The sequence below is a fragment of the Sorangium sp. So ce1014 genome, from assembly GCF_051521505.1.
Taxonomy (GTDB): Bacteria; Myxococcota_A; Polyangia; order Polyangiales; family Polyangiaceae; genus Sorangium.
In genome coordinates, this window is the sequence record NZ_CP150356.1 from 10,164,866 (window position 1) to 10,181,665 (window position 16,800).

At 63.5% G+C, this 16,800-nt stretch carries 12 protein-coding genes and 1 pseudogene; 12 read left to right on the top strand and 1 reads right to left on the bottom strand.

The annotated features are described in order from the left end of the window. Positions 1 to 234: 234 nt before the first annotated feature. A pseudogene (locus WME75_RS38565) lies at positions 235 to 1,185 on the bottom strand (integron integrase). Between the two features lie 408 nt (positions 1,186 to 1,593). Between WME75_RS38565 and WME75_RS38570 the strand changes: the two are divergent. From WME75_RS38570 to WME75_RS38625, 12 genes are all read left to right on the top strand, one after another. Then, a complete protein-coding gene (locus WME75_RS38570) occupies positions 1,594 to 2,622 on the top strand; it encodes a DUF6602 domain-containing protein (RefSeq protein WP_437481595.1) in 1,029 nt (342 codons plus the stop codon). Between the two features lie 144 nt (positions 2,623 to 2,766). After that, positions 2,767 to 4,584 (top strand): DUF4209 domain-containing protein, encoded by a 1,818-nt coding sequence (locus tag WME75_RS38575; protein ID WP_437481596.1) that lies wholly within the window; start codon positions 2,767 to 2,769, stop codon positions 4,582 to 4,584. Positions 4,585 to 4,732: 148 nt separating this feature from the next. Further along, positions 4,733 to 5,923 carry a hypothetical protein gene (locus tag WME75_RS38580; protein WP_437481597.1) on the top strand — a complete coding sequence of 397 codons (1,191 nt, stop codon included), beginning with the start codon at positions 4,733 to 4,735 and terminating at the stop codon, positions 5,921 to 5,923. A gap of 261 nt (positions 5,924 to 6,184) precedes the next feature. Beyond that, positions 6,185 to 7,027 carry a hypothetical protein gene (locus WME75_RS38585; RefSeq protein ID WP_437481598.1) on the top strand — a complete coding sequence of 281 codons (843 nt, stop codon included), beginning with the start codon at positions 6,185 to 6,187 and terminating at the stop codon, positions 7,025 to 7,027. Positions 7,028 to 7,031: 4 nt separating this feature from the next. Beyond that, entirely contained in the window at positions 7,032 to 7,715 is a 684-nt protein-coding gene (locus WME75_RS38590) for a hypothetical protein (RefSeq protein WP_437481599.1), read from the top strand. 65 nt (positions 7,716 to 7,780) lie between these two features. Next, positions 7,781 to 9,649 carry a DUF4209 domain-containing protein gene (locus WME75_RS38595; RefSeq protein ID WP_437481600.1) on the top strand — a complete coding sequence of 623 codons (1,869 nt, stop codon included), beginning with the start codon at positions 7,781 to 7,783 and terminating at the stop codon, positions 9,647 to 9,649. A 144-nt stretch (positions 9,650 to 9,793) separates the two neighbouring features. Beyond that, positions 9,794 to 10,609: a hypothetical protein gene (locus WME75_RS38600; protein ID WP_437481601.1), complete on the top strand. Its 816-nt coding sequence runs from the start codon at positions 9,794 to 9,796 to the stop codon at positions 10,607 to 10,609. Positions 10,610 to 10,824: 215 nt separating this feature from the next. Beyond that, positions 10,825 to 11,889 (top strand): hypothetical protein, encoded by a 1,065-nt coding sequence (locus WME75_RS38605; protein WP_437481602.1) that lies wholly within the window; start codon positions 10,825 to 10,827, stop codon positions 11,887 to 11,889. 258 nt (positions 11,890 to 12,147) lie between these two features. Continuing rightward, entirely contained in the window at positions 12,148 to 13,188 is a 1,041-nt protein-coding gene (locus WME75_RS38610) for a hypothetical protein (protein ID WP_437481603.1), read from the top strand. 465 nt (positions 13,189 to 13,653) lie between these two features. Beyond that, positions 13,654 to 14,010 carry a hypothetical protein gene (locus WME75_RS38615; RefSeq protein ID WP_437481604.1) on the top strand — a complete coding sequence of 119 codons (357 nt, stop codon included), beginning with the start codon at positions 13,654 to 13,656 and terminating at the stop codon, positions 14,008 to 14,010. A gap of 64 nt (positions 14,011 to 14,074) precedes the next feature. Beyond that, complete coding sequence (locus tag WME75_RS38620) at positions 14,075 to 15,262, top strand: hypothetical protein (RefSeq protein ID WP_437481605.1); 1,188 nt, start codon at positions 14,075 to 14,077, stop codon at positions 15,260 to 15,262. Positions 15,263 to 15,383: 121 nt separating this feature from the next. Then, positions 15,384 to 16,622, top strand: a complete 1,239-nt coding sequence (locus tag WME75_RS38625) for an OmpA family protein (protein WP_437481606.1) — start codon at positions 15,384 to 15,386, stop codon at positions 16,620 to 16,622. Positions 16,623 to 16,800 lie beyond the last annotated feature (178 nt).

The following is a 16,800-nucleotide window of genomic DNA, read 5'->3' on the forward strand; positions in this document are numbered from 1 at the left end:
CTGAACAGCCTCGTCGCTGATCGGCCGGGAGGTTGCAAGGGCACTCCTTCGCTTCGGAGGGGTAGGGCATCGAGGACCCGATAGCGCCTTCGTCCGGTGTAGAGACCGCACGGTCCTGCGCTGGCCTCCTTGACAAGATGGGGCAGCCGTCGGCTACGCTACCTTTCCACGATGCGTGGGGGCGGCACGTGGGGATGGGGTCGGAGTTCAAGGCGCTCCACGCGGAAGCGGCGGTCAGCGGTCGAGAGGGCTGATCACGCCGAGCAGGCCGCGGTCGACGATGTGGGTGTAGATCATCGTGGTCCGCACATCCTTGTGGCCGAGCAATGTCTGGATCGTCCGGATGTCGGTGCCCGCCTCGAGCAGGTGGGTCGCGAAGCTGTGGCGGAGGGTATGGCATGTCGCACGCTGGGTGAGCCCCGCCGCCCGTCCGGCATCGTGCACGGCCCTTTGCACCGCCGATTCGTGCAGGTGGTAGAGGACCTGTCGACCCGTCGCTGGATCGGTGCAAGGGCGAGAGGCGGGGAAGAGGTACTGCCAGGGGAGGCTCGTGGCTGCACCTGGCATCTTCACTCGCAGCGCGTGGGGCAGGTCGACCTCGCCGCGGCCAGCCGCGAGCTCCTTCTGGTGCCGTTGCGCCACGGCGTCGAGCTGGGCCTGCAGCTCGTCGCGCGCCCGAGCGGGGAGCAAGGCCGGCCGGTCGTGCTGTCCTTTCCCGCGGCGCACCATGATTTACCGTCGATCGAGGTCGACGCCTTTGACGCGAATCGAAAGCGCTTCGAGGAGGCGCAGGCCGCTTCCGTAGAGGAGCTCGCCGATGAGTCGAAAAGGTGGGATCAGGTGCTCGAGCAAGGTGAGAGCGTCCTTTCGCGAGAGGACCGTGGGGAGGTGCTCCGGCCGGCGGGCACGCTCGAGCGCTTCGAGCCGGGGTATCTGCAGGTCGAGGACCCGCTTGTAAAGGAAGAGGAGCGCGCACAGCGCTTGGTTCTGCGTGGACGCCGCGCTGCGGCGCGCGACCGCAAGATCGTTGAGGAAGGCCGTGACCTCTTCCGCGCCCATCTGCCGTGGGTGCTTGCCGTGATGGAAGCGGATGAATTGCCGGATCCAGTGGACATACGCCTCTTCGGTGCGCGGAGAGTAATGCAGGCGTCGGATGGTGGCGCGTACGGCCTCGATGAGGGTCATGGGGATGGATCCGATTGGTTGGGGCCGGTTCGTGGGACCCGCATTGACCCTTATCGGCGCAGGGCGGGCGCGAGTTGCGTCGGCCGGCGGATATTTGGGCCGCACATCAGTCGCCCGGGGCAATCAATCGCCGGCACGCATCTTGCTTCGTGGCACACCGTCGCCGTCCGAAGCCCCTCAACGTCGATAGGTAGTTGTGCAGAGGCGGCCTATCTCCGGAGATGCGCAGATAGCCTGCGGAAGATCGCGACCTATCCGCGGGAATATCTAGATATGCTGCGGGGTGCCGCGACTCATCCGCGAGAACACGGTGATCGGGCACCACGGTTCGCAGCCTACATGCAAAAGCGCGAAGATATGTCGCGCGGTACAGATGATTGCGACGTTGGGCGGACGAGCATGTGAGCTATGAAGAAGAAGCGCACCAACCGGAAGCAACAACGGAACGGCCGTCAGCCTCAGGCCCTCCCGTCTGCCGCGAACTGGGTTCCGCGTGAGAAGGCAGCGACGACACTAGCCAGCGCGTTCGCAAAGCGGTGCGCATCCGGTGAGGAGTCGCTGCGTCGCATGCTTCAGCAGGAACGGGACCTCGCCGTAGACAATTTTGACTCTGGACTCCCCTTTGAGGCCGCCGTTCGTGAGGAGCTGGCAAGACTAGTTCCCCGCCGATATGAAGTTACGCACGGTGTACTGGTGGATCGCAATGGATTCACCGCCGGTCAGTGCGACGTCGTCATCTTCAATCATATTTGGTTCACCGCGGTCAATGCCCCCACTTTGGCGCAACCGGCCCGACTGCTCATTCCTGTGGAGGGGGCGTACGCGATCGGTGAGGTTAAGCAGACGCTCTCCGTTGCGACGCTCGATGCCGCCATGGAGAAACTTGTAACCTGCCACAGGCTTCATCGTCCACCCACCTACGCCCATCGAATCGTAGAAAATCGAGAGTCTGGCCCATGTGAACACGGCCTCACCAACCCTCTTTTTAGCTTCATTCTGGCGGGCGATGTCGACGGCGGCGACCTGCAGCCACTAATCGAGCGGTTCTTCGACATCAACCGTCAGCTTCGACGACTTGAAGTCGTAAGATGCCTGTGTGTGCTAGGCAAAGGTGCCGTCACATGGGCTTTCCGTGATCCCCTTCGGAATGACGAGGTTAGGCCAGCTCTCTTCATGGAAGGCGATCTCTTTCACCCGATTGTCCCGGCATACGCTCCCGTGGATGTGCGCCCGCCCCTCTTTTCGCTACTGCAAACCCTCCATCTGCACCTCTTCCATTCGGTGCTAGCCCCCGAGGACATTGTCACAGCGTACGGTGACGCTGCCTCGTTCGGAATCGCGCTCCCTACGCAACCACACGTTGCGCTGCCGCCAGACAAGGATTGGGTGCGCCGCCTTGAGAAACCATGTCGAACACGCGGAGAAGCCGATGAGTAGTTTATGGTGCGGCTGTGCCTCGCTTCGCTCGGCACGACGCCCCGCGGGTGAGCGGGTGGCCGTTGGGCGGAGCAGAGTGGCGCCGCAGGCGCTGCTGCTACACGTCCCGTCCCTGCGAGCGAGGATAGCCAGATGCGAAGGCCTATGAACGCAGAAGATGCACGAAGGTTCCTCTCCGAGCTGCCCTCTGGCGATGTTGGCACGATTTTCGAAATCGCGGCCAACCTTGACAAGGATGGCCCGCCTGTTTCTGGCGGCGTTCCGATCGCTTTGCTGATCGACGTCCTTCAGATGCACGAGGTAGACACGTGGCCACGCACTGGACGACAGGGCCCCGTACATACCTCTCCGTTCGTTGCCTTCGCACAGGTCCCTCGTGATGGTCGAACGTACCGTTCGTTTGCCCTGGAGGATCTTAAGCCGGAAGATGCGCCGGGACTTCGAGAGTTCACCACTCAGTCGCGGAACCCCTTCGTGCGTGCTCGCGTCTCCCATGTCCTGTGGACGCGATGGAAAGATTTCGTGGACGCCAGAGCGGCGCATGAAGCGCGCTTTGAGATGGCAGAACGCCTGCTCGATGGCGAGTCCTGGCCCCCGATCGTCTCGAACCTGGGACATCTTATGGGTCTACTTGTGCAGGCAAATGCCAAGGACCGGATGCAAGCGCTGATGGACCTGCTTGACAGAACTGCCAGTAAGCTCGAAGGCGGCGACAAGACCTTCGCGTTCCCGGTCCTCGCGGATGTCGTCAACAACACTATCTTGAATAAGAAGACGGGGCGCGAGGCATTCTCAAAGCAACGTGCCGACCAGTGGGCCCTCGAGTTGGAGAGAATTGCGGGGCGATACCGCCACGACGCTCATCACGGACACGACGCTCTTGTCGTCCTCGAAGGGTGGCATGCAAAATGGGGTGAAGCGGATAAGGCCCTGAGCGTCCGAAGGGATGTCGTCGAGCAGCTTCTGGAATGTGCCGACAGAGATCGACGCGTCTCTAGTTGGACCATCCAGCGCGCGCTGCAGAGCGCATTGGACTACGGCATCAGCGATCTCTCTGAGCGGTGTCGTCTGCAACTTATGAAGTCCATTAAGGAATCTGTTGCGAACTTCAAGGCGCTCTCGGGACGTTTTCAAGTGCCCCCGGAGGCCCTTGAGCAACTCGATGCCATTATTGTGGCAGCTCAAGACTCTGCTCTCGCCATTCGCCAGATTGCAGTCCTCCCTGGACTTCTCGAAATCGACCGCGAACGCATCGACGTCGAGACCCGGAAGATGCTGGCTGAGAACCCGTTGTCGCTGTTCTTCAACTCGGCGCACTACCATCGCGAAGGCAAGGTCACCTTCCAGGCGAACGATCCCGAGGGCAACGTCCAGCGGCAGGTCGCTACCAACGTCGGATTCCATCTCGTCATGATCGAGGCCGTTCTGCAGCATGCTCTGGATCGACTATTCCCGTTGCTCACTTCGCGAACGCTGGTAGATGCGCTTGCCAATTGGCCTCACCTCGCAGAGAGCAGAGGAGCGCTTCTTAGCGTTGCGGCTGAACGTTTCGCTGGACAGGACTGGGTTTCTTCTGGTTACCTTGTGGCGACCCTCTATGAGGCGGTTCTTCGAGATCTTCTGCGGGCGGCAGGATATTCTGCACTCAAGATCGAACCCGGTGGCGTTCAGATGGACGAAACGCTCAATTCCCTTCTTAGAGCCAGATTGGTGAGGGATTTGCTCGGCGAAAAGCACTGTGATCTTGTGGAATTCGTGCTCTGCGACCGGGCGTTCGGGTGGAACATGCGAAATGAAATTGCACACGGGACGATCAGGCCTGATGCGCTTGCACCGACCAGGGTATTCATGGCCTGGCTCCTGCTCATCCGGCTGACTTCTTATATCGCTCAGTCTGGAGAGGCGGCTTCTCAGGGGCCTCCCCCGACTGCTTCGACCGAGCCGGGGGCTCAACCACAATGACAGGAGCCCGCCCAACAAGCGGGTGCTGCACGACGGGGCACGGAGGTCTCCTGCGCCGGGCTGCGCCTGGCGCGGCGCCCCGCGGTACGCCGCCAAGTCGTTGGGCGGGAGAGCCTCCTACATACAGACACTATGGTGAGGTTTGTGAATGTCCCTCGTTGACGATGTGATCGCTCGCTGGGAACGGCGCGGTCTGGTGAGGGGACGCCGTGTTGTGCCTACCTTCATCGAGGACGTCGGAAGTGCTGCGGCGGAGAACGTTCGCTCCGCCGCGCTTCGAAGATGGTTGCAGACGCAACCTGCGAATGCGAGCAAGTGGCTCGCCAAAGTTACGGGGAAGACGCGCGACTTTGCGGCGCTCCAGGTCGATCGAGAGATCCGCCTGGACGCCAGCAGTCGCGTCGACCTGCGCATTTCCGCGCTGAACGAAGCGGTCGCATTCGTCGAGGCCAAGTGGGCTGCGCCACCCGCGGACAACCAGCTCGCCCGCTATCGCGCCATACTCGATCAATCGATCCGCTCCGTGCCCCTGATTCTGATCAGTCCGGTCCGCCACGCGGTCGGTCAGGGGGTTACACTGCCCGACGGCATCCTCCTCTCGGACTGGAGTGCGTTGTTCGAGCACATCGACGGCGACGAAGCCGGAACAGTGGAAAACGACCTCCATCGTACGATTGCGCGATGGGCCGATCTTCGAGCCGGATTACGTGACACGCTGCGATCGCCCAATACAACGGTTCGGGCGCTTCAGGAGCTGACGAGCTGGATCGATAACGAGGACGGCTCCTTTGGTTCGAATCTGAAAGACTATCCAGTATTGCTGAAGCAGCTCGTGCTGGCAGAACTCGCGGAAGCCTTTGTAGGCGCCGCGGGCGGAGCGAACTGGCGCCGCTGCCTGACAAACCGCGGCGCGCGCGGCGATTATCAAGCTGATATGGCACCTACATCGCGTGGCGATGGCTGGTTTCCGTGCGCCGATCATCAGGGCGTCGGCGTAGCCATCCTGTTGCGCTTCCATGCTTACCCGGACTTTCAGTCGATTACGCTCCAGCTCGGCTCCTGTGTGTTGCCCTACCTCGATGGGGAGCAGCGACATCAATGGACCGTCCAGAACGAGCACCGCTTCCAGGCGGCATTTGAGCACGCTGCCAATGTTCGTCGCCGCCTTTTCGAAGCTGTGCGCCGCGCGAAACTCCAGCCCAGGGGAAGTCCTGCGACAACCGAGTGGTACAAGTGCATCTACACGACGTCCTTCTCGAACGGCGAGCACATCAGCAACATTCTGGAACGCGCGGCCGCCTTGTCTCAGGTCGTTCAGCATGCAACTGCCACCTTGTGATACCACAATGCGCTTTACGTTGCGTGAGCTCCGCCCAACTAAGCGATGGATCCGACGAGCAGTCGAGGCGCGCCTGCGGCGCACCTCGCCCGCTCGCGGCTCATCGCCGCGCGTTGGGCGGGCAGACGACGGTCGGCCCTCGACCCGAGCACGTGCCACGCCGCACCGACAGCAATGCGTAGCAAGAACGCGAACTTCGCCGCGCATCACGTTTGTGTCGAGCCGTCGACTGTAGTAGGGCGCAGGAGGACGAAGGTAAGCATGGGAAAGAAGGACAAAAAGAACAAGCCAAAGACACTGCACGAGCGGTTTCGGTTGCTCGGTATCGACTTTTCAAAGCCCGGCTTCTACGACAGTCCACAGTTTCGTGCTGCTGAGGCGAACGATGGCGCATTTCTCGAAAAGTACGCAGCGTACGTGGAAAAGCGGCTAGTCCTACCCGACGAGGCCGCGCGCGTACGTTCCATTGTTCCAAAGACAGCTCAATTTTTGTTCGACGCTCTCGTACAAGATGGGCGCCTAGCTGCGTGCGTAGACGCGTCCCAGGTGCTGTCCCGCTTCCTTGAAGCGCAAGGCGTATGGAATTACATAGTCAAGGGAGCTCTTACGGTCTCCTTCGCGCCTGATACTGGGCTCTCGCCGGTGCACATGGCACCAATCATGATGAAAGGCAACCGTGCCGTTACTGGGCATGCGTGGGTTTGCGCACCTCCGTACAGAGTGGTGGATGTGACGGTGGCACTTCAGCCGTACTCAGACGCCCAACGTGCAGTGCTCGGCAACTTCTTCATTTGCGAGGAGGCGCCTCCTCGAGCAAATGTGGAGGCCCACGATCTCTTCGACGCAGAATGCGTCGCATTCTATAAGCAGCAGCGTGGTTCGGCACCTACTCTTCGAGATCTGTTGGAGTTCTCGCCCAACATCCTTAACCAGGTTCAGCGTTTTGGTGTCTTCTCCATTGAGCATGGGCCCGTTCGATTGAAGTATGTTGGTACGAGCACGACCGCGCCCGATCTTCCACTCGAAGAGATGGCCTGTTTATCGCTCTCCGGACGGCGTCCGATCGAGGCATACCACGATTTGCAGCAGGCTATGAAGTACTGAGTACTTGCGGGAGCGCAAGGTGTTCGAGCAGAGCAAGAGATGGGCACAAATCGAGGAGGACCGCGTAATGAAGGAGCCGCGAGCGAAGCAACTTGTCGAGGCAATGACGCCAGTCGCATACCACGAGGCGGGGCACGCGATCGTTGCCCATTACCTTGGCAAGGTCATCGCCTTGATAACGATCGACTGGGAGCGGAAACGCGGGAGCACAAGCATGTCGTGGCCCGACGGAGACGGTCGGGCGCACATTCATGATGAGTTACTGATTGCTCTTGCCGGAGAAATCGCGGAGCGCCGATACATATTTGCGAACTACCCCCCGAATAAGGCGGCAAACTTGTGCTCGGCCTATGCGCAGGCGAACACGGACGATCGGCAAAAGACGATACTCTATTTGCGTGAACTTGACGAGGCTGCCGAACCGTTCTCGCCGGACCTGAAAGCAAGACTGGAGCTTGCGCGTGAAGAGTCGACGTCGGTCGTCGATGACCAATGGGAGCAGATTGTAGCACTTGCCGACGAGCTGCTTCGGGACTCGTCGCTAGGTGGAGATCGACTTGTGAGCATTTGCGGTGCACATACACGCGCCGGCACAGATAGTCCTGGGGGCGAACTGAGGGGCATCGGGAATGAGGACCATGCCGCCCAACAAGGCCATGCACCCGGCGGCGCTTCGCGCCGCGGGTGATGGCCCGACCGTTCAGCGGGCCGAGGCGCCGACACTCTCAAAACCGCGCAAAGCGAGATAGACATATGGTGGCAGAAGTCGACATTCAACAAGCTGCGACGACAACTGATCTAGAAGCTCTGCTGGACCGGATCGGTAAAGAGAACCCCGACGACATGCTACCCCTATATGTCGGCGAGGTATACCGTAGATTCGGCAAGCTTTCCGACGCAGGGAGCAGTTCACGCGCCGCCGCGAGTGACGAGCAGTTCGTATCTCACCTCTTCATGACCTACACGTTCGGCAGCGAGGAGTACACACTTGCGGGCAACGCCACGATATCGCCTTCTGGGGTAACAGCGAATACCGTTGCCCACCTCTGGACCTCAACGCGAGGTCTACCGGAACCTGCCCGTGCCCTTGGATCCACCGCGCTATGGGAACTGCGCGCCGTGTGGGGCCGATGGAAGGCCCCGGCTCTCCCAACACCGTTTGTCGCCGCGCAAGACGCGATCGCTTCACACGTGCGCGCCGCCGAATTCGTGAGAGCACGATGCAACAAGGATCCGTCCACCGCTGGTATGATCGAGACCAGACACTGGCGTACCGCGATAAGAATAGCAACTGAACTCAAGCGCTTTGACGAGCTCGGTGTCGCGTTGTCGAAACTCTTCGACGCGATCGAGCATTACTCAAACATCGCGCCGCATTGGGCGCTCGGACTCATCCAGTGCGTCGTAGACCTCGCCAAGGCGTCTGCGCGCAGATCTGCTGGAAGCATCGTATCGCTGAGCGACCTCCAGGTTCAACTCGATCGGCTTGATGCGCTCCACGACGCGCTGGTGAAGATGAAGCACATGGAGCATGTCGAGAAGGAAGTGCTCGATGTCCGGGCTCAACTTGAGGGTCTATTGGGCGCCCCGCCGGACCAGCAGGAAACCAGCCGACGTATGGCGGAACTGCTCGTACAGCAGGCAGGCCGCGCCGACAGTCAGTTCACAAAAGCCATGTACCTTAAACACGCTGCTGAAGCGTTCGCACAGGCTGGACTCCGGGCAGAAGCCGCAACCGCAAAAGGAGACGCCCGAGCGGCTATTTCTGCGGCAACCACCAACGGCGAGGTCCAAGAGATCAACACTCCTATGGACGTACCGCCAGAGGTGGTCGACTCCTTGCTGGCGGCGTACTTTGAGGGTGCGAGCAGTGCGACCGACATACTCGGGCGCTTGGGGCAGCGCTTGTTTGCACCGTCTCTGGAGGGCGCTCAACGAACTTCCCCAAGGAGCCTCGCCAGCCGAATCGCCGTCACCATACCGATCGTCGATGATCGAGCGTTGGCTGAGATAGCGCCCGATGATGCTGAGGCCGCTCCCTTTGCAGCCCAACGAGCACTTGTCTTCGAGTTGGTCGCGCTTTGCGCGATTCTACTCTCCTCCGCATTCGAACGCCTTCGTTCAGTGTTCGCGCTGAGCGTCGACGATCTTGTCAGCACAGTATGCCCGGATACCGCCGCGGATGCCGACAAGCCTTTTATTACCATCGCCGCAGAGCGATATCTGGCTGGCGATCATGTTTCGGCTGTGCACGTTCTGGTTCCACGCCTTGAGCAGATGACACGTCGACACCTGATCAACTCCGGTGTCGACGCGACAGCCATCAAAGACGGAGCCACCAAGGAGAGAACCTTCGGCGAGTTGATTCGGGAAGGCAAGGCGGCTGGCGTACTGCCCGAACCGCTTGCGCGCTTGCTTCAGGCCGTCCTTGCCGAAGAGTGGGGCCTCAACTTCCGCAATCGCGTGGCACACGGCCTGTTGACGCTATCCGAGTGCACTGCTCCGAACGTGGAGCGCCTGTGGCACGTGGCGCTGGTGCTCGCAGCTTGGCGGAGAGGTGCCGCACAGTCGTCGGCCGGTAACCAGACGACCCCGACTAATGGAGACGCCCCGGCAACATGAAGAGGCCGCCGAACATCAAATTGGATCTGACGGTGCGGCTCGCGTTGCTCGCCCCACACCGCGGCTCAATTTGGCGTTGGGCGGCGAGGCGCCATGCCAGTCAAGGACGACCGAGAAGATGGGTCGCGACGGAGAGGTGACGGAATGAGCAAAAAGCCTCACAACTATCGGGCCAAGAAACTCGCGGCCAGGCATCAGGCGCACAACGTGAAGGAGCACCGCCGCGCAGAGCGTGCCGCCGCCTCGGAACAAAAGAAGGCTGCCGCGGAATTGGCGCGGATGGAACAGGAGCGGCTTCGCGTACGAGGTGTCCTGCGCGGAGCGTCTCTACCGAACGATATGCCCATCGACTTTCAGAGTGTACCTGATGACACAGACGGGGCATTTTTCCCACGACTCGGGACTCTTGCAGTTCGATTCGGCGCTCCGGACTCGACGATCGTGCACGAGGGCGCACACGCAGAGCACTATCGCCGAGCAGGAATCTCGACTTCCTCTTGGCCCGAAGACGACGACGCCCAGGTAGGGATGCGGCTTGCCAGTGAGGCATACGTAGGCTGGCGTCTCGCAAGACGGGAGGGATTCCTTGCAGATGAGCGCACGGCCATCTCCAAAATCGGAGACAAGGGGTTTCCTGCAACCATCGGTGCATGGGCAACTCTGTACCAGGATACTGCTGACATCAGGGGGCCGCGATTCGATGGAACTCTAATGAGCTCGGATGGTTTCAGAATTCTGATGCGAATTCTACCCGCTGTCGTCGCTGAGCGTACGATTGGCGACGTTCAACTGGCCGCCGATCTGGATCAAACTGTCGCAATGCCTGGAGATGTCCTTCGTTCGGTAGCGGCAAAGGTCGTTCACCTGGCAGATGTCGAGACTGATCTTATCGACCTTGCGAAGATGAGAGCCCTGGGTGCGGCAGTGAAGGCTGAATTTCGCTCACACGGCGTATTCTAAGATCCACGATGCCAGGTATGTTCAACCTCAGAGACAACTGGCTCGACACTCCCGAAGGGCAACGTGCCCAGCGGTGGCGTAGAGAGCGCGTGCGTGTACGAGCGCATGCCCAGGTAGAGCCCAGAAGTAAGAACACGATCACAGAGGCTGAGGAGCGTGCCTTTCAGCAGTCACTCTCTGACGCACTCGGAAACAGGAAGGGGTTTCGCGCCCCCGTGATGCTTGAGCTTGATCTCGACGCGACCGCCGACAATCCGCCTGAGATCCACACGGTCGCGAAGAACTATATCGATCTTGCATACAGGGCATCGACCGGGTGCGGAAAGCTGCTCATCGACGATCGTCAAGTTCGATACCTGTCGGTTCGCTACAGTCTAAAAATGGTGACCGCTCCATCCATCTTTGTTCGTGCCACTCGTATGTCGGCGTTCCGTGAGGACATTCGTCTCGCGCGGAACATTCGTCGCGAGAGTGATCGGAGTTCGTGGCGGGAAGATGACAGGATGGACGAGAATCTTGAAGACCTTCGGCACTGGGAGCGAGATCGCGAGCACATTGTTTCGCGATATGGGGAGCAAACGTTTCATGCCCATCGACGGTTTCAACTTACTCGTGTTCAGCAGGGACGGCTTGCAGGCACGGAGCGCTTGTTGCACTCCATTTTGCTAGATCTCCTGAGCGGCGCGCTCTCGTTACCTGTTGAGGAGCTTGAATTCGGCGGCGTTCGTCTGGCTCCCGTGGATCTCAGCGACATCCAGAAGCAGTTCCTGTTCTCTCCAAGCATTTCTCTCGATCTTGCACCCCTGCCTCAGAGGCGTGGCGAGGGCGCGAATTTCAAGAGAGCTGTCGAGGCAGCGCTCGCCCAGCTGCGCGCAACGAACCCACGTCTATTCCCTTTGTTCACTGAATTGGCTGTAGCCATCCTCCTTGTTCCTCCCCTGGTGCCTCTGAGTGACGGCGCAATCGATCTTGACAACCTTGCGCGCAAGATCGTTCCACGCGTACACACGGTGCTGGAGCCACCATCGAGAAAGCATATTCCAGATCCGAATACCATCAGAGATGCGCGGCTCCGAACGTTCTTCCAGGAACAGGCACAGATTGCCAAGCGATTGCCCAAACATCATATAACGCGATACGAGGTCATCGAACTTCCTCGAACGAGCAGCGACCCGCCCGCGGGCTCGGTGCGTCTAGTCTTGTGCGACGGATCTGAAGGTCGAGCGTTCGCGGACTTTGTCAGTGACACGATCGATAAGTGGGACGATGAACGTCGCTGAGTCGTCATGGCCGCACGTTGGCCCCCGACGCCCGTTGCGATCGACCAGCAGCGCCGCCCAATTCCCGGTTGCAGCGGACGGGCTGCGCCCGCCGCTGAACCGGAGGCGTTCGGCGCCGGAGAGCGTAGCCGACGGTTGTTGTCGCCCGACGTCCGATGCGGGGCGGGAACGCCGCGGGGCAAAGTACGTCGTGGCCGATGTCACCGCGCCGCGCCACGAGGTCGCCGGCCGGCGACGGTCGTGGTAGCGCTGCTCCTGATGGCGAAGGGCAACCGCATGGCGACGACGCGCGAGGTTCGCTCCTCGCAGCGACAGCGGCGTGTTCGCGTCTACACCGCCTGGCACCCGGTGCTCGTCGCGCTCCTGGAGCACGTGCTCCCCGAGGGCTGGTACCAGTGCATCTCGGAGTTCCAGCTCGCCCGCGAGCCGCTCCGCGTCGACATCGTCATCCTCCGTCGCAGCCGTCGCGGAGCCCCACCCAGGCCGCGCCTGCTCACGAGCTTGGTGGGCGAGCTGGCCGAGCACACGCTGGTGCACTTCAAGGGGCCGACCGACGAGCTCGAGCGCGATGACGCGCGCATGCTCCTCGCGTACGCGCTCCAGTACCTCGTGGTTGCCGAGATCGACGATCCCGGCGCGGTCGCCCTCCGCGTGCTCGCGCCCCGCCTGACCCCGCGCTTCACCGAGGCGCTGAGGTCGCTGGGCTGCACGCTCACACCGACCGGGCCGGGCACGCAGGAGGGGCGGCTCGGGGTCTTCCCGCTGCGGGTGGTGGAGACGGTGGCCGCCAACGCTCGCGAGGGCGAGCATCTGCTGTACACTGTGACCCCTGGGATGGTCGCCGACCCCGGCGGCATCCCGGCGCTCTCCCCGGCGGAGGTCGCGGTGTTCTGGGCGCTCCTGGAGCATGTCGAGCAGGTTCGACACCCCCTCCCGGGGCAGAGGAAGCGGCACATGAAGGACGAAAAGCGGGTCGTCGAGAGCTTCGAGCAGGCGCTGGCACGCCTCGTTGCGCGGCTGCCGCCCGAGCAGCGCCTCGCGGGGCTCGCGCCCGAGCAGGTGCTGCAGGCGTACGCGCCCGAGCAGCGCCTCGCGGGGCTCGCGCCCGAGCAGCGCCTCGCAGGGCTCACCGAGGCGCAGGCGGTGCTCGCGTTGCCGGACGCGATGCTTCGTGCGTTGTCGGAGGAGTACCTCGCGACGCTGCCCCGCCAAACGCAGGCTGCGATTCAGAAGCGCCTCGGGGCGGCATCGGGGCGGCAGCCCGCGCGCCGACGAAGGACGCGCGGCCCTTCAAAATGACGACGGGAGAACGCAAGCTGCGGTGGCGGTCGCGTGATTCGTTCTTCCTGACCGGGCGCCGAACATGCCAATGCGGCTGACGGTTCGGGCAACCGCGCTTCGCGCGGCAGCCCGCCCCGCAGCAGATTGGCAAGGCGTTCGATGGATCTACCCCATGGCGGCGGACAGCGCTGGGCCCTTGTGGCACAGAGCCTATCCGCTAGACTTACCTGGGGAGGTCACAGGGCGACGATCCAGACAGACCTGGTCCGGCGGCCTCGATCGGCCGATCGACGGATAGTTGGGCCGCCTCAGGTGGTGATCGGATACGATACGGGCAGCTTCGGCGCCGTGTGCGCATGCGAGCGCGGCTTGCGCGTGACCTCGTGACGAAACGAGGATGCAGACATGATGTCGAAAGCAGTGAAGATCAAATAACGAAACGTCGCAATCGTTGCGCTTGGCGTCCTCGGTCTGGTTGGTTACATGGCAGTTTACATCATGGTGACCGGGCACGAGAAGGCTGGTATCTCCAGGTCGGTCATCGTGACCAGCCTGCCCTCGGCCGAATGCGTCCTGACAGCCCTGCAGGCGACGCGCGGCGTCACTGCCACCCGACACTATACCGTGCCATCGGACGTCGGCTGGAGCTTCCGCGAGGGGCGCATCGACCATCCGGCGTACGACGTCGTCATCTATGAGTGCGGGGACTCTGGTGGCGAAGTGTATCTGCACCCTGGTGACCGGGCCCATTTGCCTCAAGTCACGTTCGAATCGACGCTGTACGCTCCGGGGAATCCAGGCAAACATTACCCCCCGCCCGGCTGGACCGTATTCGTCTGACATCGTGTTCCATTGCGGATGACTCCAGCAGGCGATCGATGTATGTCGCTCACGAGGAGGGTTGATGTTGGACCGGTCGCCGTCGTGGAGCAGGGTTCGAAAGCGAGCCGCGGGAGCGTTGCTCTTCCCCGCGCTCCTCATCGTGGAGGCCTGCTCGAGCCCGCAGTCCCCCACGCCAAAGCCAGGGCTGCTCCCTCCGGGCGGCCCGGCGCCCGCGGGCCAGCCCGGTCGCGGGCCGGCGGGGCCAGAGTCGGCGGGGAGCGACGAAGCCGAGCCCGACGTCCTGCGCTGCCCGGCGCAGGACAGCGATCATAGCAGGGCGGGCGAGCGGAAGATGGCCAGCGGTGGGCGCCTCTGCTGCCTGCCGCGGTCACCCGCACCGGGCTTCGTGCCGTTCGACTACAACGAGTGTCTCCGGTCGGCGGCGCCCGCGCTCGCGCCGGTGTTGGTCCCCGATCGCTCTCTGGATCTGGAGCCCCTCCTTGACCGCGTCGCGTTCGACCGCGGCTCGGCCAAGCTGGGGGGTCCTTTGACCGGCCTCGCGCAGAGGCTCACGGCCAAGCCAGGCCTGCAGCTCTACCTCCACGGGACGACGCGCTGTGGCGAGGCCCGCTCCGAGGCCGCGGCCGCGCGGCTCGCGGCGGACCGGGTCGCCGCCGTTCGAAACGAGCTCACGCAGCACGGTGTCGAGGACTCGCAGCTCGTGAACCAGGACCGAGCCGATTTCTTGCGCCAGCGGGACGATCTCCGGCATAACGAGGTGCTCACCGAGCTCGATACGTCGTCGGTCTTGCTCTACGGGCCGCGCGGCAACATCGCCCCGCGCTCGACGCCGCCGCATTCCCAATGCATACCGGGGGCCGTTGCGAAGCTCCTCCTCCCGACGGCCGAGCTCCAGGGGAGTCGCCTCGCCATCGAGGCGTGTCACGCCGCCCGATGCGCCGGCGCAGAGCTCGCGCTCGACACCCTTCGCGAGGGCGACACGGTCGCGCTCGCCCTGAAAGGCGGGCTCTCCGCGGGCGCGCAGCTCGCCTGGAACCAGCCGGACGGCGCGGTCCTCGAGGTGGGCACCGCGATGGCGGACAAGGCGAAGCTCGCCTCGGGCGACTGGTTCTCTCTGCGCGTGCAGGTCGACGGGCGCGTCGTCCTGCACGTCGAGGAGCCGCTGAAGTATACCCAGGAGAAGAACTTCACCGCTTCGGGCGGCCCGTGCCTGCGCGCGCAGGTGCGGGGCGACGTGCCGTTCCTTTGACCGGAGGCGCCGGGCCCCGGGGGACCGTGGCGCCTCGTCGCGTCGCACGCTCGGGCTGCGGGAGCTCGTGGCGACATCGGCCCGGCATCAAGTTACGTGGTTCGTGAGAGGCGGAGAGCGCTTGATCCAGAAGCCATCGTGGAACCCATGCCGAGCGCGCATCGCCGGGGCGTTCGGGCTCGCCGCGCTCCTCGCCGTGGGGGCGTGCGGGAGCCCGCAGCCCTCCGCGCCGAAGGCGGGGCTACCGCCCTCGGGCGCCGCGCCGCGCGCCGAGGCGTCCGGGCGCGGCTCGGCGGGGGGCGACAGGCCAGCGAGCCCGGCGGACGAGGCGAGCGCTGCCCCTGCGCCCGCCGGCGCCGGCGAATCCGGGCTGCTCCACTGTCCGACGCCGGGCGGCGATCCCGCCGGTGCGGGCTGGGTCATGGGCGACGAGGGCCGCATCTGCTGCGCGTCGCGCGTGCCTGTCCCGGGCTGGAAGCCCGCGACGCTGGAGGGCTGCCTCGATGCGGTCGCGAAGGGGCTCGCGCCGCCGAACTATGTCGTTTATCCCGTCGAGAGTACGCCGGTCCAGGCGACCATCCCCTTCGCGCGGGGCTCGTGCAAGCTCACGCGCCCCGCGCCGCTGGAGAGCCTGGCGCGGCTGCTCGCCGAGTATCCTGACGGCAAGGTCGTCGTCCACGGGACGACTCCGTGCGGCGAGTCTCCCTCCGAGGACGCGGCCGCGCGCCTGGCGGCGAGCCGGGTGGCCGCTGTCCGGGGAGACCTCGAGCGGCGCGGCGTCCCCGCCTCGCGGCTCGTGACGATGGATCGGGACGCGTTCTTCTCGTTCCGTGGGGAGATCCATCACGAGGAGGCGGTCGTGCTCGCAAGCTCGCCCGCGGTCCTGCTCCGCGGGTTCCCGTCGAAGCCGAGGAAGACGGAGCTCACCGGAGATCGCTGCCTGCCAGGCGCCACCGCGGCGCTCTCGCTCCCGGCGGAAGAGATGGAGGGACGCGCCCTCACGATCGAGGCTTGTCACGCCGCCCGATGCGCCGCCGCGCAGCTCTCGCTCACCGCGCTTCGCCCGGGGGATCGCGTCGCGCTCGCGCGCTCGGGGCAGCTCTCCGCGGGCGCGTTCCTCGCGTGGAAGGAGCAGGCGCGCTGGGCGCTCGACGTGCGCACGGTGGTGGAGGACGAGCAGGCGCTCGCCCCGGGCGACGTGTTCTCGCTGCGCGTGCAGGTCGACGGGCGCCCCGTCGCGCAGGTACAGGAGCCGTTGACGTACACCAGGGAGAAGCAGCACCCCGGCTCTCGCTACACCTGCCTTCAGGCGCGGGTGCAGGGCCGGTCGCAGGCCGCCGGCTCGGCCACGCGCCGGTGAGCGGCCCTCGCCGGCCGCCGCGACCCGTCAGGGCTTGACGACGCTCACTCCTGCGACGCGTAAACGGCCCTCGCCGGCCGCCGCGACCCCTCAGGGCGCGTAGGTAAAAGAAGCCGGATCGCAGCGCGAAGAAGTGTAGCGCAGCAAACCGAAAGGGTGGGACCGCGAGCGTCGTGAT

Bases quoted from the DNA above. Each gene is read 5' to 3' on its own strand.
- WME75_RS38575 (WP_437481596.1), top strand. From the start codon at position 2,767: ATGAACGCAGAAGATGCACGAAGGTTCCTCTCCGAGCTGCCCTCTGGC.
- WME75_RS38620 (WP_437481605.1), top strand. From the start codon at position 14,075: ATGTTGGACCGGTCGCCGTCGTGGAGCAGGGTTCGAAAGCGAGCCGCG.
- WME75_RS38595 (WP_437481600.1), top strand. From the start codon at position 7,781: ATGGTGGCAGAAGTCGACATTCAACAAGCTGCGACGACAACTGATCTA.
- WME75_RS38610 (WP_437481603.1), top strand. From the start codon at position 12,148: ATGGCGAAGGGCAACCGCATGGCGACGACGCGCGAGGTTCGCTCCTCG.
- WME75_RS38580 (WP_437481597.1), top strand. From the start codon at position 4,733: ATGTCCCTCGTTGACGATGTGATCGCTCGCTGGGAACGGCGCGGTCTG.
- WME75_RS38615 (WP_437481604.1), top strand. From the start codon at position 13,654: ATGGCAGTTTACATCATGGTGACCGGGCACGAGAAGGCTGGTATCTCC.
- WME75_RS38600 (WP_437481601.1), top strand. From the start codon at position 9,794: ATGAGCAAAAAGCCTCACAACTATCGGGCCAAGAAACTCGCGGCCAGG.
- WME75_RS38570 (WP_437481595.1), top strand. From the start codon at position 1,594: ATGAAGAAGAAGCGCACCAACCGGAAGCAACAACGGAACGGCCGTCAG.
- WME75_RS38585 (WP_437481598.1), top strand. From the start codon at position 6,185: ATGGGAAAGAAGGACAAAAAGAACAAGCCAAAGACACTGCACGAGCGG.